Source organism: Loktanella sp. F6476L (genome assembly GCF_023015725.1).
Taxonomy (GTDB): Bacteria; Pseudomonadota; Alphaproteobacteria; order Rhodobacterales; family Rhodobacteraceae; genus Yoonia.
In genome coordinates this window covers 297,716-317,170 of record NZ_JALKAR010000003.1, presented here as the reverse complement: position 1 = coordinate 317,170, position 19,455 = coordinate 297,716, and the positions used below count along the sequence as shown (strand labels likewise).

The window sequence follows — 19,455 nt, the reverse complement described above, 5'->3', positions numbered from 1 at the left end:
CAGGATACGTTATACACGGGCCATGCGACCAAAAAGGGACAGACTATGTCAAAGAAACTTGCGATAGCGGCGGCGACAGTTGTCGGTCTAGGGATTGGCGGAACGATTGCCGTGACACAACTTGGCGGCGGCATCGAAGAATGCGGTGCGACCGCTGTTGCGGGTGGGGATATTGGCGGATCGTTCGAACTGTTGGATAAAAACGGCGAACTGGTCACGGACAAAGACATTATCACGGAACCGACGCTGATCTATTTCGGGTTCACCTTTTGCCCAGATTTCTGTCCGGTCGATATGGCGCGCAATTCCCAAGCCGTTGATCTTTTAGCCGAACAGGGGATTGAAGCCACGCCAGTCTTCATTTCGATTGACCCAGAACGCGACACGCCTGAAATCGTGGGCGATTACGCCTATAATTTTCACGACAAAGCCATTGGTTTGACTGGTAGCGCAGAGCAGGTCGATGCGGCTTCAAAGGCCTACCGCACCTTTTATCAAAAGGATTCCAGCGGTGATCCTGACTACTACCTGATGCAACACACAACCCTGACCTATTTGACGTTGCCTGAAATAGGGTTTGTGGAATTCTTCCGAAACACCAATACTGCAGAGGAAGTTGCAGAGACGGTGAGCTGCTTCGTGAACGCCACTTAGGGGAAAAGGTCGCATTTGACCCGGCGTTCCGTTGGTCTAAGTCCTGTTTCGAACAAAGGAAACGGTGATGACTGCGGAAAATAATGCACTGCCCATCGGCGAAGACCCGTCACTTCTATTAGTTGATGATGATGAAGCTTTTCTGAAACGCCTCGCAAAGGCGATGGAAAAGCGCGGTTTCGCCGTTGAAACGGCCGATTCAATTGCAGCAGGAAAGGCCATCGCGACAGCGCGCCCACCTGCATATGCTGTCGTAGATTTGCGTCTTGGCGATGGGAACGGCTTGGATGTCGTCGAAGTTTTGCGCGAACGCAGGCCTGACGCCCGCATTGTTGTCCTGACCGGATATGGTGCGATTGCGACAGCGGTTGCTGCGGTGAAGATCGGCGCAACCGATTATTTGTCAAAGCCTGCGGATGCGACTGATGTCACGAACGCCTTGCTTGCCAACGGTGATGATTTACCACCACCCCCTGAAAACCCGATGAGCGCGGATCGCGTCCGTTGGGAGCATATTCAGCGGGTGTACGAGCTATGCGACCGCAATGTGTCTGAAACTGCACGTCGATTGAACATGCACCGCCGGACATTGCAGCGCATTTTGGCAAAGCGAAGCCCGCGTTAACGGGCTTTGCTAGGCGGCATTATTCAGATGCGGTGCGTACGTTCCATGTTTGATTGGCCGCGTTGTCATCTGTGCACGTTTCCAGTGACAGCACTTTGATCTGATTGGCATCGCTGCGCCCTGTGCGGGTGTCTTCGGCGACAGTGAAACACATCGTGTCATTGGAAACCGGTGTAATTGTACCTTCACCAGAGAAGTTGAATGCTTGGGCATCGCTGCCATCACAGGTCGCCAGATCAATGGTTGTACCCGCTTCGTCCGACGCAATTTCAGCACAAACGTCGAATTCAGGCATATACAGCACGTTATCCGCGAACTTTTCAGTATCAAAGATTTGGTCAACCATAAGTTCGCCGGATGGGCTGTAGCATGTATGGCCTTGCAAGCCGTCGTCTGGATTTGCGGCTGTTCCCTGCGCGCGTGCGATATCGACACAATAGCCGTTTTGCGTGTTGTCCAGCATATCGACCAGATAGATTTCAACGCTATCAGCGAAAGCAGGTGTCGTTGTCAGAATGGCAGCAGAGACGGCGGCAATGGCAGTGCGGTGTAACATGGCTTTTCGTAATCCTCTAAAAATGCGTTGATGGTTAAACGCAGACGTCACAGGTTTCCGTCGTTCGGAATGCAAAAGAAATGGACGTAAGCCGCAGAGCTACTTTTGCGACAGCAACCATTTGCGGAAAGTTTTGACCTTAGTGGTTTCGGCGCCGTCTTGGCTGACAACGTAGTAACCAAGGTTTCGCACCGCTGCGGCTTCTTGCACTACGATCAACCGACCCGATACGATGTCGTCTTCGACCATTGCGCGGATCACCACCGAAATCCCGCCACCTGCGCGTACGGCCGATGTGATCATGCTCATGGAACTAAGCTCGCGGATCGTGCAGACATCCACGTCCAACCCGTTTTCAGACGCCCAGCGCTTAAAGACGGGCAGGGTGGGGCTAAACAGCCAAGTCAAATCCTGCAGATCGGCTAACGTATTTACCCTGCGGTTCCCCAACAGGTCAGGTGTGGCGACGACGACGTAGTCGCCCGCCACCAAGAACTGCGATTGCAAACCTGGATAGTCGCCTTCGCCATAGCGAATGGCCATGTCGTATCCGTCGCGGCGCAGATCAATCAGGTCATTGCTTGCGTGGACAGTGACTGTGATCTCGGGATGCTGGCTCCAGAAACCACAGAGCCGCGGCATCAACCAGTATTCCGCAAAGTTCGGGGTCACAGTGACGGTTAAAGGGCGTGTATTCACGTCTTCAACGATGCGGGCCACCCCATCAATGATTGTGCTGAACCCTGTGCCCAGATCATTGGCAAGCTGCGCACCCGCATCGGTCAGGACCATTTTGCGGCCTTCGCGGTTAAGGAGGGACATGCCCAAGTGTGCTTCAACGGATCTGACGTGCTGTGCGATTGCGGCATGGGTGACGTTCAGTTCACGCGCAGCCGCGCTGAATGATCCCGCACGCGCGGCAGCTTCGAAACCCTTTAGGGCTGCAAGCGATGGGATGTCACGCCAGTTCATATGATAGTTCAGCTAACATATCGAAATTCTTCCTGACTCGGCGTCTGGACGCAAGTGTTTTATCAAAAATGCAGGAAAACACGAAAGGAACGCAAAATGTTTGGTATCTTCAACCGTACGATCAAGACTGCAACTATGATTGATGACTGGCGCGCGCCTGATCATTGGAAGCACAACTTGCACCAAGACACATATCACCGCCAGCAGCGCAAAGCGGATGAACACCGGATTCGCATGGCGAAAGACATCGGGCTTTGGCGATAGTTGAGGTTTAAAGCATTAGTCGCTTTGTAATCCGATCCATCGGCGTGCCGTCTGCCAGCGGCACGTCTTTGTCGATTGCGTGATCCGTAAAGCCCATCTTTGTATAGTACGCCAAACCGGGGACGTTATCCGCCCTGATCTTGGCGTTGATAAACGTGTAACCGGCGGCGATGGCGGCGGCTTTGGTCGCTTCAAACATAACAGACCCTGCACCCCCTACAGGGTTTTGTTGATCCGTAAAGCTGCCGATAGATAAGCCGTTGTCTGGCAGTGCAAAAACCGCTTGAAAACCGACGGGTTGGTCATCTTTCAGAACAGTGTGGACCATAACGGGGTCATCAAAATAGTAAGTTTTGAAGGTTGGCACGTCCCATTCTTCTTCGTGTGCTGTTGTGCCGCCCTGTCTGACCGTGTGGTTAAACAGCGCGGCGAGAGCAGGTAGATCGGGTTCTTGGGAAGGACGTGCCGTCAGGGTCATAATTGGCCTAAGAGTTGTGCGTGTTTTGTCGTAAATTCCGCCCGTACATCCGGCGCAGGGCGTAATGTAATGTTTAACCCGACAATCAGCGTTTGGTCTACTTTACCGAAAAACTTGTCCGCTTCTGCAACAGTAAAGCCTGCAATCTGCGTCGCTTCCATCCATGCACTGACCTTGTCCGCTTTTTTGATCTGTTTCTTAATGGTTGCGGGGATTTTCGCGGGCAAGCCGAACCGGATGTGAATGGCTGCGGCCAACCGTTCATCCAGCGCCTCATATCCCGGACCGACCGCGTTTTTCACGGGGCTGATCATGTCGCCAATCACATATTCAGGCGCGTCATGCAGTAACGCGGCCAATTGCCATTTTGCTGGGGCTTTGGGTTGCATGCGGCAGAACAGGTCCGTGACCAAGAGCGAATGTTCAGCGACTGAATAGGCGTGATCGCCCGCCGTTTGGCCGTTCCAACGCGCTACAAAGGCAAGGCCGTGCGCAATATCTTCGACTTCGATATCAACGGGCGTCGGATCAAGCAGATCTAACCTGCGGCCTGATAGCATCCGTTGCCACGCGCGTGGTTGTTTCATGTTTTATCTTTCCTAAGCTCCGCGTTCTTTTTTGCACCAGTGCGTCGCATTGTCGAGAACGGCTGGGAATGTTATGGCGACCCAAATTCACATGCATCAGGACTTTTCCCATGGCTGAAGACTATATCGTCAAAGACATCGCGCTCGCCGGTTTCGGCCGCAAGGAACTCGACATCGCTGAAACTGAAATGCCGGGCTTGATGGCGTTGCGCGCTGAATATGGCGACAGCAAACCACTCGCGGGTGCGCGGATCGTTGGTTCGCTTCACATGACTATTCAGACTGCGGTTCTGATCGAAACGCTGGTCGCGTTGGGTGCCGATGTGCGTTGGGCGTCTTGCAACATCTTTTCGACGCAGGATCACGCAGCCGCGGCGATTGCGGAATCCGGTGTGCCTGTGTTTGCGATCAAAGGTCAGTCATTGACCGAACATTGGGACTACCTTGACCGGTCCTTCATGTTCCCAGAAGGCGCGAACCTGATTTTGGACGACGGTGGCGATGCAACGTTGTACGTTCTGTTGGGCGCCCGCGTTGAAGCTGGCGAAACCGATCTGATCGAAGTGCCGACATCCGAAGAAGAAGAAGCCGTTTTCGCACAGATCAAAAAGCGGATGGCAGAAACACCGGGCTGGTTTACAAAAACCAAAGAAGCGATCCTTGGTGTATCGGAGGAAACAACAACAGGCGTTCACCGTCTCTATGAACTGCAGCGCGAAGGTCGTCTGCCGTTCCCAGCGATTAACGTCAACGACTCTGTGACTAAGTCCAAATTCGACAACAAGTACGGCTGTAAGGAAAGCCTTGTCGACGGCATCCGCCGCGCCACAGACACGATGATGGCTGGTAAAGTTGCTGTTGTGATGGGTTACGGCGACGTTGGGAAAGGGTCCGCTGCGTCTTTGTCCGGTGCTGGTGCCCGCGTAATCGTGACCGAAGTCGACCCAATCTGTGCGTTGCAGGCTGCAATGGACGGCTACCAAGTGACAACGCTGGACGATGTGGTCGAAACCGCTGATATTTTTGTCACCACAACTGGCAACAAAGACGTCATCCGCATCGAACATATGCGCCGGATGAAAGACATGGCGATCGTGGGCAACATCGGCCACTTTGATAACGAAATCCAAGTGGCGTCGTTGAAGAACCACAAGTGGACGAACATCAAAGAACAGGTCGACATGATCGAGATGCCGAATGGCAATCGCCTGATCCTGTTGTCTGAAGGCCGTTTGTTGAACCTTGGTAACGCGACTGGGCACCCATCCTTTGTGATGTCCGCGTCGTTCACAAACCAAGTGCTGGCCCAGATCGAATTGTGGAAGAAAACGGCGGAATACGCGCCAGGCGTCTACATTCTGCCAAAGCATCTCGACGAAAAGGTTGCGCGCCTGCACCTCGACCGCATCGGTGTGAAGCTGTCGACATTGGATGCCGAACAAGCAGCTTACATCGGCGTGAAACCAGAAGGCCCGTTCAAGCCAGAGCACTATCGCTACTAAGGCGTCTGGGTGAAACCTCACCTACGACCTGAAGACAAAAAACGCCGTCCGTCCCTGTTGGGGCGGGCGGTGTCTTTGCTTTTGGTCTGTGGTATTGTTTGGGGTGGTTACCAGGCGTTGTACCATCCGCAGACGCTATTGCCGCGCGGTTGGAATCCAACGTTGCCATTGCAAGTGGCGGACGACGTGACCCCAATTACCGGATGGAAATTGGATCGTGCGCTTGCGTCGACGCAAAGTTGTTTGGCTGCGTTAGAGCCTGCGGCCCAATATACGGCGATGCCGGATCTAGGGGCATCTGACACTTGCCACATCACAGGCCGCGTGGAATTGCGTGAGGTTGGTGACGCGTCTCTTGCTTCGATTGAAACGCGTTGCGCCATTGGATTGCGCATGGCGATGTGGGAAGAACACGCGCTTCAGCCCGCTGCACGCGACCTGTTTGGCGCGCAGGTTTCACAGATTGACCATATCGGCAGCTACAATTGCAGGCGGATCAGGGGGTCGTCCGAACGCTGGAGCACCCATGCGACTGCGAATGCGATTGATGTGTCGGGGTTTCGTCTAGACGATGGAACGCGCTTGCGGTTGATCAATGATTGGGATGACGGTGGACCGAAAGGCGCGTTCCTGCGTCGGGCGCGTGATAGTGCCTGCGATTGGTTCCGTGTGACACTTTCGCCGGACTACAACGCCCTGCATGCCGACCACTTTCATGTGCAATCAAGTGGCTGGGGTTTGTGTCGCTGATCCGCTCATGCAAAGTTTCCCCCTGATTTTTCCTTTACGCAGGACGAATCGACGGATTAACGTAACCGCAATGCGCGCGGAGACCGCGCGATACCCGGCCAAAATCGGCCAAATATATGAACGGGGACGACAAAATGGGTAAGAGAGACGATTGGATCGCAAAGTACGCGGAAGATCTTAAGGGCAAATGCAACATGACGCCTGACATGGATTTGCTGACAAAGGTTACGATTGGCTGCGGTCCTTCGATCTATAACGCCGATGCATCTACAGTTGCGGGCAGCCAAGCGTCAGAGCTTGAAACCGTCAAAAACAACTTCCTAATCAAAAAACTTGGCCTGAAAGACGGTCCAGAGCTGATGGAAGCGATCAATTCGGTGATCGAAGTTTACGGCAAATCAGAACGCAACAAATACCGCGCTGTTGTCTATTACATGCTGACAAAGCATTTCGGCAAAGAATCCGTTTACGGTTAAGCCGACGGTTTAGATTTAGGAAAGGCCCGTCCGTTGCTGGCGGGCTTTTTCGTTTTTGGTTCAAATTTTGGACAACGTTTGTTCGCGATTTGCGCCTGAGTGGTGTATCAAATCATCACGGCCAGAACGGCCCCGACCAGAATTCAGATACGCGTGTGGTGCTAGGGAGCACGCGGGGTGAAAGAGGGTCCGGTGGCGCGTCGGATCCTCTTTTTCGGTTCAGAACAGGCCCAAAACGGCCCCGATCACGGCACATCCAAAGGTGGCGTATCCTGCATCAATCAGCGTCAGTTTGAACGGCCGCATGCCGTAAGCGTTGTTGATCATGATCCAAGGACTGATGAAGAACAGACCAACACCAAGTCCGGAAATTAGGCCTTTCCCGAAGGTTTCGATGCCCGACAACGCAAATGTGTGCCGCATCATTCCTGCGACTAAAATCATCGCGATCATCGACATGATGTAGGGTGCCGCGGAATCCCCGACAGGTCTGCCGTTTTCGTCAACTTCGATCTTGGCCGCGGCCACCCATGGCTTTGACAGCGTCATGTACCACGCTGCCCCGAATGCCCAGCCAGCGACGGCCGCTACAATCACTGCAATAAATCCCATAGTCCCCTCCGTTATTTTGGATGGTGTGAACTATGGGCGACGTTTGGCCGGACGCCTAGGGTTTTGTATCGCCAAGCGCGCAGACGATGGCCCATTCGTCATCGGTGACCGGCTGCACTGAAAGACGCGACGATTTTACCAGCGCCATTTCAGACAACCTGTCGTCCGCTTTGATGTCCTGCAAGGTCACCGGTTTCGCGAAGGGACGCACCGCTTTGACATCGACGCAGTCCCAGCGTTCATCATCTGTTGTGCTGTCTTGGTGGGCTTCAGCGCAGACCTCGACGATCCCGACGATTTCCAGTCCGGACCGCGAGTGATAGAAAAACCCACGGTCCCCTTTGGCCATCGCCCGCATGTTGTTGCGTGCTTGGTAGTTGCGCACGCCGTCCCATTCTTCGCCTGCGTCGCCTTTGGCGGTTAGATCCTCCCAGCCGAAGACATCGGGTTCTGATTTGAAAAGCCAGTAGGCCATCAGCCAATTACCTTGTTCCATGCATCCAAAGTGACGCTTTCGAACAGGCCCGCCTTTGCATATGGGTCATTGTCTGCAAATGCTTGCGCTTGCGCCATGTCTTCGACGTTTAGCACGATCAGCGATCCGCACATGCCACCGTCTGCGTCCAGCAGTGGCCCAGCCATTTCAACGATACCGGACGCTTTGATATGCGCCAGATGTGCTTCGCGATTATCAAGCCGCGTTTGCAAAGCACCAGATTTATCGCGGGCCAATAGTGCAACAAGCATGTCTATTCTTCCTTTAGGGGACGGGCCATCAGCGCCTCTAGCGCCGTGGACACGTCGGTTTTTGCATCAATCAGATCAGCCACAACCGTGCAGATCGGCAGGTCCAATTCAAGCGATTTCGCGAGTTTAGTGACTGATTTTGCGGTGGCGGCACCTTCGACAGTCGTAGTTTTGTCAAAGCCGGTTTCGCGGGCCAGCGATTGCCCATACCGGAAGTTGCGGGATTGGGTAGAGGTGCAGGTCAGTACAAGATCACCGAAGCCGGAAAGTCCGCCAAGCGTTGCACGTTCCGCGCCCAATTTATCCGCGAGCGTCAGCATTTCAGAAAACCCGCGCGTCATAAGGGCGGCCCTTGCGCTATCACCGAGGCCTGCGCCGATGGCGACACCACATGCGATTGCCATCACGTTCTTTAACGCGCCGCCCAGTTCCGCACCAATCGTGTCGGTCGCGCGGTAGATGCGCAGCGTCGGGGTGGATAGCTGGGTCTGCAATGCTGTGCCGATGGCATCGTCAGAAATTGCGAGCGTCAGCGCGGTTGGTAGACCCTTTGCGATATCGGCGGCAAAGCTTGGCCCTGTGAGCATCGCGGCATTGGCGTCTGGTACGATTTGCCGGATCGTCGAAACTGGCCCTGTCATAGTGGTCAGGTCGATCCCTTTGCAGCACGCGATCAGCGATTTGCCGGAAAGAGCCTGTTTGTGGGTTTCCAAGAAAGGACGCATTGCCTGTGCAGGAAGTGCCAACGCGATCGTGTTCTGTGTAAAAGCAATGTCTAAATTGGCAGAACAGGTGATTTTTGCGGGTAGCGATACGTCCGGCAGGCGCGGCACCTTACGGTTTGTCTGCATAGCATTCATGACGTCTGCGTCACGGCCCCAAAGGGTGACGTCTTGACCTGATTGCGCCCATGTTATGGCCAATGCTGCGCCAAATGCGCCAGCACCAATGACTGCGATGCTCATGCTTTTGCGCCTTTCTTGCCAAACCCCAACATGGGTGCGGCGGTGTTATCCAAGGGCCAGCGCGGGCGCGCTGATAGGGTCAAATCATCGACGTCATTCTTGGCCAGTCGCGTTAGTCCAACATAGGCGATCATCGCTGCGTTATCGGTGCAAAGTGCCAAAGGCGGTGCAGTGAATGCGACATCGTGTTTCGCGCAAAGGTCTTGCAACCCCGCGCGGATCGCTGTGTTCGCAGCGACACCGCCTGCCACCGCCAAAGTTGGGGTCGTTGGGTTCAGTTTAAGGTATTCAGTCAACGCGCGACGCGATTTTTCGACAAGGACATCTGTGATCGCTGATTGAAATCCAGCACAAAGATCCGCCTGATCTGCTTGCGTTAGACCCTGTTTTTCGGCAACGACGCCGTCGCGGGCGCGCAGCATTGCGGTTTTAAGGCCCGAGAACGACATATCACATCCTTCCCGATCCAACAGTGGACGGGGTAGTTTGAACCGTTTGGGGTCACCGTTTGCCGCTGCCTTTTCAACTGACGGACCGCCCGGCTGTGGCAGGCCCAGAATACGGGCGGTCTTGTCGAATGCTTCGCCTGGTGCATCGTCGATGGTGCCGCCAAGTCGTTTGAAATCGTCGGGGCCCTTCGCGATCAGGAATTGGCAATGCCCACCTGATACGAGCAACATCAGGAATGGATAGGCGATGACGTCGGTCAGGCGCGGCGTCAAAGCGTGGCCCGCAAGATGGTTCACGCCGATTAGGGGAATCCCCGTCGCAGCGGATAGACCTTTGGCGCACATGACGCCGGACAACACACCACCGATCAGACCCGGACCGGCCGTGACCGCGATCCCGTCGAGATCTGATAGCGTCAGATTTGCCTGAGACAGGGCGTCTTCCACGCAATGATCCAGCTTTTCAGCATGCGCACGTGCTGCAATTTCTGGGACGACGCCGCCGAAATCAGCGTGCAGCGCAGTTTGGCCGTAGACGACAGAGGACAGCACATCAGCGGTGCCATTCAACCGGACCACGGCGGCGGCTGTATCGTCGCAGCTGCTTTCGATCCCAAGAACGGTCAGAGTATCAGTCATCATGCGCCCATTGCCTGTTTCCGTTTCGCAGGTAACACTCTGCACAGGGCAAAACAACGGCGGGGCGATCCGACATGTCAGCAACTGTGCTGATCACACGACCAAAAGCGCAGGCAGAAGCGTTTGCTGCATCATTGGAAGCGGCGCATGGTGGGCCTTTGCACTGTGTTATCTCTCCTTTGATTGAAATCGCGCCGGTTGCGGTTGTCGGGGCGCTGGATGAGGTGAAGCACGTCGTATTCACATCCATAAATGGTGTTTCGCAAGCGATGCGCGTGGGAATCCCTGTTGGCATAACAGCGTGGTGCGTTGGAACGCGGACCGCGCAGGCGGCGGCTGAGCTTGGGTTTGATGTACGGATCGCGGATGGGAATAATCGCAGCCTTGTGGCGCTTATTGTCGCACAGGCACCGGTTGGTCGGATGGTTCATCTGCGGGGTCGTCATGTCGCTGGCACTGTCGTCGATGATGTATCTGCTGCAGGTATCAATTGCGAAGCTGTGATCGCCTATGATCAGGTTGCGATTGCGCCCACGCAATTGGCGCTTGATACATTAAAAGGCGAAACCCCTATAATTGTGCCACTTTTTTCGCCACGCAGTGCGAAACTGTTCGGACAGATTGCGGATTTCAATGCACCGCTTCATCTCGTCGTCATAAGTGAAGCGATTGATGTCGTGCAGCAAAACGCGCCCGTCGTCAGTCGCGCAGTTGCAAAGTCCCGCGATGGGGCAGGGATGGTTGCGGCGACTTTGGCGCGATATGCCGAAATCTCCCCCTGATCATGACTTGAGGGTCTGTGCTACGCGTTATAACGTGAACCGTCGGCCTTTGGGTCGCGTTGATGAGTTGGGAAAGGGCGATACGTTGGCCAAGAAGAGCAAATCTAGTCAAAAGGCTAAGACCCCAGACGTGGTCGAAGCCGAAGAAACGATTGCCGAGGCAACGCCTGACGAAACACCGGAGGTGACAGAAGACGTCACCGAAGAAACGATCCCCGACACGCCAGAAGAAGTTGCTGTCGCCGAAGAGATTACGCCGGAACCTATCGTCGAAGAGACAGTCGTTGATGATACACCCGTGTCATCGCCGGAAACGCCTACGCAACAGGTCCACGCGTCCCCTGAACCACACGATTCCGCGTCGAATAGTGTGTTCTTGCCCGCCATTTTAGGCGGCCTGATTGCAGCGGGTCTTGGATTTGGCGCTGCTTATTATTTCATCCCACGGTTTGAACCTGCGATGGTTGAAACGATGAACACCAATGAAGCCGCGATTGCCGATCTGCAGGCTGAAATTGCGGGTTTGGGAACAGGTCCGGACATCACGCCTTTGGCGGATGAAATTGCGGCCCTTAGCGGTCAAGTGACTGACCAATTCGCGTCCGTTGACGAACGAATCACCTCTTTTGAAGACCGCCTTGTCGCGCTGGAAAAGCAGCCAAGTGCGGATGGTACGCTACAAGACACTGCGCTGCAGGCCTATCAGGCAGAGCTGGACAACCTGCGTGCCCAAGTCGAAGAACAAGCAAGCGCCGCTTTTGCGCAACTTGAATCGACCCGCGAAGAAGCGGCAGCGATTGAAGAAGCTGCTTTGTTGGCCGCGCGTAACGCGAAAGGCCGTGCAGCACTGGCGCAGATCCGCAGTTCTTTGGATACCGGTGCACCGATGACCGATGCATTGGCTGAACTCGAAGATGTGCTGGGCGAACCTGCGCCGGAGGCTTTGACGGCAGTTGCCGAAGGCGTGCCAACATTGGCGAAGCTGCAAGGCGACTTTCCACCTGCGGCCCGTCAAGCATTGTCCGATGCGCGATCTGATGGGTCATCCGGCGAAAGTACCGGCGCATTCGGATCGTTCTTGCGGGAACAATTTAACGTCCGGTCTGTTGCACCTCGTGATGGGGACGACGCAGATGCCATATTATCACGTGCGGAAGCTGCTTTGAAAGAAGGCCAGCTTGAAACCGCATTGTCCGAAGTGTCCGCCCTTCCTGAAGGTGCCGCTGGTCCATTGGCCGGCTGGGTGCAACAGGCGCAAGCCCGTGCTGATGCATTGGCTGCGGCGAACGACATTTCTACTTCCTTAAACGATAACTGAAGGTCAACGCGATGCTCTGGTCCCTGATCAAAATTCTGGCTTTCATTCTTATTGTCACTGGCCTGACATACGGCGCGACCCAATTGCTTGAGGTTGAAGGCGGTGTTGCCCTGACCATTGGCGGGGTCGAAATTACGCTGTCTGTGCTTGAAGCGGTGTTTGCCTTCATCGCGCTGATCGTTCTGGTGTGGCTGGGGCTGCGGTTGGTGAAATTGCTGATTGCGACGTTCAAGTTCCTGAACGGCGATGAAACCGCGATCTCGCGTTACTTTGACCGCAACCGTGAACGCAAAGGGTTTGAGGCGCTGTCCGAAGGGATGATGGCGCTGGCATCCGGCGAAGGTCACCTTGCGATGACAAAAGCGTCTCGCGCCGAACGCTACCTTGATAACCCGAAGCTGACGAACCTTCTGACAGCACAAGCCGCTGAAATGGCCGGTGATCGTCGCAAGGCCGAAGCGACGTACAAAAAGCTGCTGGCAGATGACAGCACGCGCTTTGTTGGTGTGCGCGGTATTCTCAAGCAAAAGCTGGATGATGGCGAAACCGATACGGCGTTGAAATTGGCGCAAAAGGCGTTCGCGCTGAAGCCAAAGCACACTGAAACACAGGACGTTCTGATCAAGCTGCAAGCTGAGAAAGAAGACTGGAAAGGTGCACGCGAAACGCTGAATGCGAAACTGAAAGCGGGGTCATTGCCGCGCGATGTACATCGTCGTCGTGATGCTGTTCTGGCACTGTCCGAAGCCAAGGATATCCTGAACGAAGGCAAAGATGTCGAAGCCCGCGAAGCTGCGATTGAAGCGAACCGGATGTCACCGGATCTGATCCCAGCTGCTTGTATGGCTGCCCGTGGTTACGTTGCCGCTGGCAATGCGCGCTATGCGTCACGTGTGATTGTTAAGGCGTGGACCGCCCAGCCACACCCTGATTTGGCGGCTGCCTTTGCCGAGATTGCACCGGACGAAACCGCCGCTGCACGTCTGAAGCGTTTCAAAACGTTGACGAAAGTGAAGCCGGATCATCCTGAAACGAAGATGCTGTTGGCCGAATTGAACATCGCTGCAGAGGATTTCCCAGAAGCAAAACGCGCCCTTGGCGATCTTGTCACAACGGATCCGACTGCGCGTAGTCTGACACTTATGGCGGCGATTGAACGTGGTGAAGGCAAAAGTGATGAAGTCGTTCGTGGTTGGTTGACCAAAGCGCTGACCGCATCACGTGGTCCGCAATGGGTCTGTTCAACATGTCAGCACGTGCATCCGGTTTGGGTTCCTGTGTGTGACAATTGTTCTTCTTTCGACACGTTGGCGTGGACGACACCGACCAAGGGCGATGTGGCGATGCCATCTGGAACCGAAATGCTGCCGTTGATTGTTGGTCAGTTGGCGAAGCCCGCAGAACCAGAAGATGTGGCGACCCCTGATAACGATGTCATCGTTGTTGAAATCGAAGACGCCGAAGAAGTTGTCGATGCGCCAGAGGTAGATGTGGCGACTGAAACCGATCCAAAACCAGGTCACGTCAGATAAAACCTATGCCGCGCTGTTTTTACGACGGCGCGGCGGTAGCTTCTTGGTCGTTTGCGTTGCCTGAAGCCAGTCAGGCACGTCGCTTGCTGGCATAGGATGCGCCACGCCGAACCCCTGAATGTGATCGCGGCCAAGCGCATTGAGCACGAGCCGTTCTTCGGGTGTTTCGATTCCTTCCGCCAATACATCGATCCGCAAAGAATGCACTAACCCGATCATCGCGGATGTGATGCGAGCGAGTTCGGAATATAGATGGACGTCTTTGACAAAGCTGCGATCAATCTTGATCCGGTCCACCCTGAAATGCCGTAGGTTTGATATCGACGCATGGCCTGTTCCAAAATCATCCAGTTCCACTTTGATACCTGCAGCGGACAGATTTTTGATATTCTCGATCATGCGCTTCGATGTGTTATCAATCATCGCGCTTTCGAGAATTTCAACGCTGATCTTGCTAGGATCGACCCCCGCATCGCTTGCCGCGAACAGAATGGTATCAACCAGATCGACATCTAACAGGCGGCTTGTTGTCAGGTTCAGGGAAACCTGTGGCACGTCGAGCCCTTGATCAATCCATGTACGGAGCGTGGTAAAGGTGCTGACCATCAGGTGCTGATCAAGCTGATCGAGCAATCTTGCATCTTCGGCGGCAGACAGGAAATGGAATGGTGTTAGCACCCCGCGTGAAGGGTGATGCCATCGCGCCAAGGATTCAAAACCAACGATTTTGCCAGATCGTCCTTCGACTTGCGGTTGGAAATACGGTCTGAATTCGCTTTTTTGCAAGCCCTCGCGCATGTCCGATTGTAGTTCTTCGACCTTCTCAATCTGGGTTCGCAATGTGGGCGAAAAGAACCTGCTTTTACCGCGCCCGTCGTTCTTTGCGGTATAAAGGGCGAGATCAGCGTTCCGAATGTATGAATCAAGCGGCAGACCATCCGCAAAACTGCCTGTTTCGATCCCAACGCTTGCCCCTGCGTAGCATTCCTTGCCCTCTACGATGAAAGGCGTGGAAATGGTGGCGATCAATTGATCAGCGATGTCCTTTAGCGCGTCAGAAACGAAGTCGCCAAATAGCAGGAGTACAAATTCGTCCCCACCGGTACGCGCGACAAACATGTTGGGATGATCGGCGGATATCATCGCAGCTGACGCGTGGCGCAGCGCCTTGTCACCGGCCGCATGCCCCATCGTGTCATTGATGATTTTCAAACGATCCAGATCGATCTGCATCACAGCGACGTTGCTATGGGGCCAATGCCCTGCGTCGTACCGTTGGATATGGTCATACAATGCGCGCCGATTTGGCAAACCAGTCAGTTCATCGACCGACGCCAATCTGGATGCGCTTTGATCCCCGATCTGGCCAACATGTCGGGCCGCCGCCAACAGCCCGTCTATCGTTTGATGCAAATCTTCGGTCACGATCCGCATTAGTTCACGCAATTCCGTTGTTTCAGGACGTTGATCAAACAGAAGCTGAGTGCAGATGCTAATGCCGATGTCTTCAAAGCATCTGAACGAATCCTCGGTTTGGCGCGTAAACGCTTTTGACATGATCTGAATGAGGTGGTTGTCGCTTCCGTGCAGAATGTGATCACCTGCATTTCGCAAACGGGCCCACAAACCGGATATTTCGCGCAATCGCTGACGCACAACACGCGCGTCGTTTGGCCCGCTATCGGACAATGTACTGGCAGATAAGCACAACATCGCGAAACTATGACTGGCAAGTCGCAGGTTATGCACTTCGTCTAGCAGCACACTGAAACGGGCCATGTGAAATGGTGTATGGCTTGTCGGTCGTTGTGTTTCTTCAGGTCCCACTTTCAGCAGCACCTTTCAGCATGGTAGTGCAAACCGCATTGAGTGCAGTCTGCCACGCATCCTGATGTGCAAGGGTCCAGTGATTATCCATGAGCGCAGAGATCGTTTCGATCAGAATCTGTGACACCAGTTCGTAATGTTCCGGTTCAGCGCCGTATTGCACGTGTCTGGCGCCAAGTTGTTTCAGCGCGTCCGTGATTTCACCAAGGTCGTCTGCACTTTCCACAACCATGACGATGGAATTCCAAAGTTTTTCGCTTTGGTTGAACATGTCGTCCGGAAACAGATTTCGGATGCTTGGTGCGGCTGAGAACAGGTTTGCGTAGAACGCATTTGTTGCCGCCACATTGGTTTCGGCAATGCGTTCGGCGGAATCCCTGATGAGATCAATTTGATTGTCCGTTAACATGAGGTCCACGTTCTTCATCCGTTGCGACGCCGAACATGACCCACATTTCCTAAGATTAAGTGACTCCAACCCAGAATGAAAAAGGCCCCGCAAATGGCGGGGCCTTCTGTTGTTTTCAATTGGTCTTAGCTGGCTTTCGAAACAGCCCGTCCGGTCATGACTTTGACCAGATGCGCCCGATATTCAGCGGTCCCGTGCAGGTCGCTGATCAGATCATCCGCTGGGACTGTCAGATCCGCCAAGGCGTCAGCTGAGAAGTTCGCGGAAAGCGCTTCCTCTGCGGCCGTCCAGCGATGCACGCCATCATTGGATGCGCCTGTCACGGCGACGCGTACACCGTCCGCGTATTTGGCGACAAACACCCCAACGAGCGCAAAGCGCGACGCGGGCTGCACGAACTTTTCGTAGTGCGCCTTTTCCGGAACTGGAAACGATACCGCCGTGACGATTTCGCCTTCTTCCAGTGCCGTCGTGAACATTCCTTGGAAGTAGTCGTCTGCTGCGATTTCACGTGTGTTTGTCACGATCGTCGCACCGGATGCCAACGCTGCCGCAGGATAGCACGCTGCCGGGTCGTTGTTGGCGATTGACCCGCCAATGGTCCCGCGATTGCGCACGGCAGGATCGCCAATGTTGGCCGCCAAACCGGCGAGCGCTGGATAGATCGCGCCAGCCTCGGATGCGACGGTCGCATGGATGGTTCCACCACCGATCCGCAGATTGCCGCCTTCCGACGACATGCCCTGCATTTCGGCGATACCAGACAGGCTGACCAGCTTTTCAGGGCTGGCGAGCCGTGCTTTCAGTGTCGGGATCAGCGTTTGACCGCCGCCCAGCGCCTGTGCGTCTTCGTTTGCTAACGCCGCGGCGGCGTCTGCCACCGTTGCGGGCCGTTCAATGTCAAATGCATACATGGTCCGCTCTCCTTATTCAGCGTTGTTCATGGCAGCCCAAACCCGATGCGGGCTGACAGGCATGTCGATGTGCGTGACGTTATTACCGCCGGACTGTAGCGCGTCGATTACGGCATTGACCACCGTTGGCGGTGACCCAATTGCGCCTGCTTCGCCGCAGCCCTTTACACCCAATGGGTTATGCGTACAGGCATTCCCTTGGCTATGATCGACGATGTAGTTCGGCAGATCATCGGCTCGCGGCATAGTGTAATCCATGTAAGACGCCGACAAGAGCTGACCGTTTTCGTCGTAGGTCGTGTTTTCGAGCAAAGCTTGCCCAATCCCCTGACCCAGACCGCCATGCACTTGACCGGTCACAACCATCGGGTTGATCACGTTGCCAAAGTCATCAACGGCCGTCATCCGGTCTACACGCACTTTGCCGGTTTCGGGGTCAACTTCGACCTCGCAACAATAGGCACCTGACGGATAGGTGAAGTTTGCAGGGTCGTAGAAGGCTGTTTCTTCAAGACCCGGTTCGATGTCTTCGAGTGGGAAGTTGTGGGGGATGTAGGCCTTCAACGCAACTTCGCCGAAGCTGACCTTTTTGTCGGTCCCAGCCACAGAGAATTCACCATCCGTGAAGTCGATATCACCTTCCGCTGCTTCCAACATGTGGGCTGCGATCTTCTTCGCTTTGTTGATGATTTTCTCGGTTGCCCGCACAACAGCAGACCCACAAACCGCGAGGGAACGCGACCCATATGTCCCCATCCCAAACGGGATTTTTGATGTATCGCCATGCACGATGTCGATGCTAGCCGGATCAATCCCCAGCATTTCAGCGACCACTTGTGGGAACACCGTTTCGTGGCCTTGGCCGTGGCTGTGCGCACCGACCATGACGGACAGATTGCCAGTCGCGTTTACACGCACCGTTGCAGCGTCATACAGCCCAACGCGCGAGCCGAGGATACCAACAAGGTTTGACGGCGCGATGCCGCAGGCCTCGATATACGCGTTCACGCCGAAACCACGCAGCATGCCTTTGGCTTCAGATTCCTTCCGACGGGCTTCGAAACCAGCCTTATCGGCGACTTCTTCCATCTTATCCATCAGGGCGTCGTAGTTGCCTGAATCGTATTCAAGACCAGCCGCAGAGGCGTATGGATATTGATCCGGTTTGATAAAGTTCTGGCGACGCAGATCTGTCGGATCACGACCGATTTCACGCGCGGCCATGTCGATGACGCGTTCTAGCGAATAGGTCGCCTCTGGACGGCCAGCACCACGGTACGCATCGACGGGAGCAGTGTTGGTGAACACTGCTTTGACGTTCACGTAGACGTTTGGAACGGTGTAGTTCCCCGCCATCAATGTGCCGTGCAGGAAGGTTGGCGTCGCGGTGGAAAAGTTCGACAGATACGCGCCGACGTTGGCGTGTGTTTCTGTGCGGAAGGCAAGAAAATTGCCGTCCTTGTCCAGTGCGAGTTCGATCTTGGTTACGTGATCGCGGCCATGGGCGTCTGTCAGGAACGCCTCTGTCCGGTCGGCAGTCCACTTAACCGTGCGACCGAGTTTCTTGGCGGCTGCCAGAACAAGCGCTTCTTCACCGTAGTGATAGATCTTGGACCCGAAACCACCGCCTACATCGGGTGCGATGACAGTCAGCTTGTTCTCAGGGATGCCCATCACAAACGCAGAAATCAGCAACCGTGTCAGATGCGGGTTCTGTGATGTGGTGTGCAGCGTGTAATCGCCTGTACCGGGGTGATAATGACCGATGGAACAGCGCGGTTCCATTGCGTTTGGCACAAGGCGGTTGTTGACCAATTCCAGCGTCGTCACGTGATGGGCGTTCTTGATGGCCTCGTCAGTGGCCGCGCGGTTGTCTTCGATCCAACCCCAGTCAAAACACTGGTTTGTCCCGATTTCGTCATGCACATAATTGTCGCCAGCAAGGGCGTCTTTCATATTCACGACGGCGGGAAGTTCTTCGATGTCGATCTCAATCGCCTCAACCGCATCACGGGCCTGTGCAGCCGTTTCAGCAATGACAGCGGCGTAAGCGTCGCCCACATGACGGACCTTGCCATGCGCCAGAACCGGACGCTTTGGTTCCTTCATTGGTTCGCCATCGCGGCTGTTGATCAGCCAGCCAGCGGGGTTGCCGCCAACCTCTGCGAAATCTTCCCCGGTGAAGATCGCAAGAACGCCGGGCATGCCTGCGGCTGCGGTTGTGTTGATTGATTTGATAACACCGTTCGCCACGGTTGAGCGTGCAAACACAGCCGCGCATTCGGCATTTGTTTGGATGTCGTCGGTATACGTTCCTGTGCCGGTTAAGAACCGGACGTCTTCGCGGCGCGTGGTTGCTGCGCCAATTCCACCATCTTTAGGCATTTACGTTCCTCC

General features: G+C 54.8%; 22 protein-coding genes. 9 read left to right on the top strand and 13 right to left on the bottom strand.

The genetic code is table 11. The features are described 5' to 3' along the window. The first annotated feature begins 45 nt into the window (after positions 1-45). On the top strand, positions 46-654 hold the full coding sequence (locus tag MWU61_RS09330) for an SCO family protein (protein WP_247128069.1): 609 nt from the start codon (positions 46-48) through the stop codon (positions 652-654). Between the two features lie 67 nt (positions 655-721). After that, on the top strand, positions 722-1,279 hold the full coding sequence (locus MWU61_RS09325) for an ActR/PrrA/RegA family redox response regulator transcription factor (protein ID WP_247128068.1): 558 nt from the start codon (positions 722-724) through the stop codon (positions 1,277-1,279). Positions 1,280-1,298: 19 nt separating this feature from the next. Here the strand turns inward: MWU61_RS09325 and MWU61_RS09320 are convergent, their stop codons facing one another. Together MWU61_RS09320 and MWU61_RS09315 are read right to left on the bottom strand one after the other, a co-directional pair. After that, positions 1,299-1,835 (bottom strand): ricin-type beta-trefoil lectin domain protein, encoded by a 537-nt coding sequence (locus MWU61_RS09320; RefSeq protein WP_247128067.1) that lies wholly within the window; start codon positions 1,833-1,835, stop codon positions 1,299-1,301. A 99-nt stretch (positions 1,836-1,934) separates the two neighbouring features. Next, complete coding sequence (locus MWU61_RS09315; RefSeq protein WP_247128065.1) at positions 1,935-2,807, bottom strand: LysR substrate-binding domain-containing protein; 873 nt, start codon at positions 2,805-2,807, stop codon at positions 1,935-1,937. A 96-nt stretch (positions 2,808-2,903) separates the two neighbouring features. Here MWU61_RS09315 and MWU61_RS09310 point away from each other — a divergent pair, with 96 nt between their 5' ends. Further along, positions 2,904-3,071 carry a hypothetical protein gene (locus MWU61_RS09310; RefSeq protein WP_247128064.1) on the top strand — a complete coding sequence of 56 codons (168 nt, stop codon included), beginning with the start codon at positions 2,904-2,906 and terminating at the stop codon, positions 3,069-3,071. Positions 3,072-3,078: 7 nt separating this feature from the next. Here the strand turns inward: MWU61_RS09310 and MWU61_RS09305 are convergent, their stop codons facing one another. Together MWU61_RS09305 and MWU61_RS09300 are read right to left on the bottom strand one after the other, a co-directional pair. Continuing rightward, positions 3,079-3,549 carry a GNAT family N-acetyltransferase gene (locus MWU61_RS09305; RefSeq protein WP_247128063.1) on the bottom strand — a complete coding sequence of 157 codons (471 nt, stop codon included), beginning with the start codon at positions 3,547-3,549 and terminating at the stop codon, positions 3,079-3,081. Beyond that, positions 3,546-4,136 carry an HD family hydrolase gene (locus tag MWU61_RS09300; protein ID WP_247128061.1) on the bottom strand — a complete coding sequence of 197 codons (591 nt, stop codon included), beginning with the start codon at positions 4,134-4,136 and terminating at the stop codon, positions 3,546-3,548. The genes MWU61_RS09305 and MWU61_RS09300 overlap by 4 nt, the downstream gene beginning before the upstream one ends. Positions 4,137-4,246: 110 nt before the next feature. On the opposite strand from MWU61_RS09300, the gene ahcY reads away from it, so the two are divergent. From ahcY to MWU61_RS09285, 3 genes are all read left to right on the top strand, one after another. Beyond that, entirely contained in the window at positions 4,247-5,638 is a 1,392-nt protein-coding gene (ahcY, locus tag MWU61_RS09295; protein ID WP_247128060.1) for an adenosylhomocysteinase, read from the top strand. Between the two features lie 9 nt (positions 5,639-5,647). Continuing rightward, positions 5,648-6,388 carry an extensin family protein gene (locus MWU61_RS09290; RefSeq protein ID WP_247128059.1) on the top strand — a complete coding sequence of 247 codons (741 nt, stop codon included), beginning with the start codon at positions 5,648-5,650 and terminating at the stop codon, positions 6,386-6,388. A gap of 134 nt (positions 6,389-6,522) precedes the next feature. Further along, entirely contained in the window at positions 6,523-6,864 is a 342-nt protein-coding gene (locus MWU61_RS09285) for a DUF2853 family protein (protein WP_247128058.1), read from the top strand. A 219-nt stretch (positions 6,865-7,083) separates the two neighbouring features. Here the strand turns inward: MWU61_RS09285 and MWU61_RS09280 are convergent, their stop codons facing one another. The 5 genes from MWU61_RS09280 to tsaD are packed head-to-tail and all read right to left on the bottom strand — an operon-like array spanning position 7,084 to position 10,276. Beyond that, entirely contained in the window at positions 7,084-7,476 is a 393-nt protein-coding gene (locus MWU61_RS09280; protein WP_247128056.1) for a DUF1761 domain-containing protein, read from the bottom strand. A gap of 55 nt (positions 7,477-7,531) precedes the next feature. Continuing rightward, on the bottom strand, positions 7,532-7,951 hold the full coding sequence (locus MWU61_RS09275) for an EVE domain-containing protein (protein ID WP_247128054.1): 420 nt from the start codon (positions 7,949-7,951) through the stop codon (positions 7,532-7,534). Further along, entirely contained in the window at positions 7,951-8,223 is a 273-nt protein-coding gene (locus MWU61_RS09270; protein WP_247128053.1) for a YciI family protein, read from the bottom strand. The genes MWU61_RS09275 and MWU61_RS09270 overlap by 1 nt, the downstream gene beginning before the upstream one ends. Before the next feature lie 2 nt (positions 8,224-8,225). Further along, positions 8,226-9,188 carry an NAD(P)H-dependent glycerol-3-phosphate dehydrogenase gene (locus tag MWU61_RS09265; RefSeq protein WP_247128052.1) on the bottom strand — a complete coding sequence of 321 codons (963 nt, stop codon included), beginning with the start codon at positions 9,186-9,188 and terminating at the stop codon, positions 8,226-8,228. Further along, positions 9,185-10,276 (bottom strand): tRNA (adenosine(37)-N6)-threonylcarbamoyltransferase complex transferase subunit TsaD, encoded by a 1,092-nt coding sequence (gene tsaD / locus MWU61_RS09260; protein WP_247128134.1) that lies wholly within the window; start codon positions 10,274-10,276, stop codon positions 9,185-9,187. The genes MWU61_RS09265 and tsaD overlap by 4 nt, the downstream gene beginning before the upstream one ends. A 74-nt stretch (positions 10,277-10,350) precedes the next feature. Between tsaD and MWU61_RS09255 the strand changes: the two genes are divergently transcribed. From MWU61_RS09255 to MWU61_RS09245, 3 genes are all read left to right on the top strand, one after another. Next, positions 10,351-11,058 (top strand): uroporphyrinogen-III synthase, encoded by a 708-nt coding sequence (locus tag MWU61_RS09255; RefSeq protein WP_247128050.1) that lies wholly within the window; start codon positions 10,351-10,353, stop codon positions 11,056-11,058. A gap of 85 nt (positions 11,059-11,143) precedes the next feature. Further along, on the top strand, positions 11,144-12,376 hold the full coding sequence (locus tag MWU61_RS09250; RefSeq protein WP_247128049.1) for a hypothetical protein: 1,233 nt from the start codon (positions 11,144-11,146) through the stop codon (positions 12,374-12,376). Positions 12,377-12,387: 11 nt separating this feature from the next. Continuing rightward, positions 12,388-13,908 carry a heme biosynthesis HemY N-terminal domain-containing protein gene (locus MWU61_RS09245; RefSeq protein ID WP_247128048.1) on the top strand — a complete coding sequence of 507 codons (1,521 nt, stop codon included), beginning with the start codon at positions 12,388-12,390 and terminating at the stop codon, positions 13,906-13,908. Between the two features lie 3 nt (positions 13,909-13,911). On the opposite strand, the gene MWU61_RS09240 is transcribed toward MWU61_RS09245, so the two are convergent. From MWU61_RS09240 to MWU61_RS09225, 4 genes are all read right to left on the bottom strand, one after another. After that, entirely contained in the window at positions 13,912-15,687 is a 1,776-nt protein-coding gene (locus tag MWU61_RS09240) for an EAL domain-containing protein (protein WP_247128046.1), read from the bottom strand. Between the two features lie 37 nt (positions 15,688-15,724). Continuing rightward, a complete protein-coding gene (locus tag MWU61_RS09235) occupies positions 15,725-16,144 on the bottom strand; it encodes a globin domain-containing protein (protein ID WP_247128133.1) in 420 nt (139 codons plus the stop codon). Positions 16,145-16,269: 125 nt separating this feature from the next. Continuing rightward, a complete protein-coding gene (locus MWU61_RS09230; protein ID WP_247128045.1) occupies positions 16,270-17,058 on the bottom strand; it encodes an FAD binding domain-containing protein in 789 nt (262 codons plus the stop codon). A gap of 12 nt (positions 17,059-17,070) precedes the next feature. Then, entirely contained in the window at positions 17,071-19,443 is a 2,373-nt protein-coding gene (locus MWU61_RS09225; protein WP_247128044.1) for a xanthine dehydrogenase family protein molybdopterin-binding subunit, read from the bottom strand. Positions 19,444-19,455 lie beyond the last annotated feature (12 nt).

Excerpts from the sequence above, each read along its gene's own strand:
- MWU61_RS09330 (WP_247128069.1), top strand. The coding sequence starts at position 46 with ATGTCAAAGAAACTTGCGATAGCGGCGGCGACAGTTGTCGGTCTAGGG.
- MWU61_RS09325 (WP_247128068.1), top strand. The coding sequence starts at position 722 with ATGACTGCGGAAAATAATGCACTGCCCATCGGCGAAGACCCGTCACTT.
- MWU61_RS09320 (WP_247128067.1), bottom strand. The coding sequence starts at position 1,835 with ATGTTACACCGCACTGCCATTGCCGCCGTCTCTGCTGCCATTCTGACA.
- MWU61_RS09315 (WP_247128065.1), bottom strand. The coding sequence starts at position 2,807 with ATGAACTGGCGTGACATCCCATCGCTTGCAGCCCTAAAGGGTTTCGAA.
- MWU61_RS09310 (WP_247128064.1), top strand. The coding sequence starts at position 2,904 with ATGTTTGGTATCTTCAACCGTACGATCAAGACTGCAACTATGATTGAT.
- MWU61_RS09305 (WP_247128063.1), bottom strand. The coding sequence starts at position 3,549 with ATGACCCTGACGGCACGTCCTTCCCAAGAACCCGATCTACCTGCTCTC.
- MWU61_RS09300 (WP_247128061.1), bottom strand. The coding sequence starts at position 4,136 with ATGAAACAACCACGCGCGTGGCAACGGATGCTATCAGGCCGCAGGTTA.
- ahcY (WP_247128060.1), top strand. The coding sequence starts at position 4,247 with ATGGCTGAAGACTATATCGTCAAAGACATCGCGCTCGCCGGTTTCGGC.
- MWU61_RS09285 (WP_247128058.1), top strand. The coding sequence starts at position 6,523 with ATGGGTAAGAGAGACGATTGGATCGCAAAGTACGCGGAAGATCTTAAG.
- MWU61_RS09280 (WP_247128056.1), bottom strand. The coding sequence starts at position 7,476 with ATGGGATTTATTGCAGTGATTGTAGCGGCCGTCGCTGGCTGGGCATTC.
- MWU61_RS09275 (WP_247128054.1), bottom strand. The coding sequence starts at position 7,951 with ATGGCCTACTGGCTTTTCAAATCAGAACCCGATGTCTTCGGCTGGGAG.
- MWU61_RS09270 (WP_247128053.1), bottom strand. The coding sequence starts at position 8,223 with ATGCTTGTTGCACTATTGGCCCGCGATAAATCTGGTGCTTTGCAAACG.
- MWU61_RS09265 (WP_247128052.1), bottom strand. The coding sequence starts at position 9,188 with ATGAGCATCGCAGTCATTGGTGCTGGCGCATTTGGCGCAGCATTGGCC.
- tsaD (WP_247128134.1), bottom strand. The coding sequence starts at position 10,276 with ATGACTGATACTCTGACCGTTCTTGGGATCGAAAGCAGCTGCGACGAT.
- MWU61_RS09255 (WP_247128050.1), top strand. The coding sequence starts at position 10,351 with ATGTCAGCAACTGTGCTGATCACACGACCAAAAGCGCAGGCAGAAGCG.
- MWU61_RS09245 (WP_247128048.1), top strand. The coding sequence starts at position 12,388 with ATGCTCTGGTCCCTGATCAAAATTCTGGCTTTCATTCTTATTGTCACT.
- MWU61_RS09240 (WP_247128046.1), bottom strand. The coding sequence starts at position 15,687 with ATGGCCCGTTTCAGTGTGCTGCTAGACGAAGTGCATAACCTGCGACTT.
- MWU61_RS09235 (WP_247128133.1), bottom strand. The coding sequence starts at position 16,144 with ATGTTAACGGACAATCAAATTGATCTCATCAGGGATTCCGCCGAACGC.
- MWU61_RS09230 (WP_247128045.1), bottom strand. The coding sequence starts at position 17,058 with ATGTATGCATTTGACATTGAACGGCCCGCAACGGTGGCAGACGCCGCC.
- MWU61_RS09225 (WP_247128044.1), bottom strand. The coding sequence starts at position 19,443 with ATGCCTAAAGATGGTGGAATTGGCGCAGCAACCACGCGCCGCGAAGAC.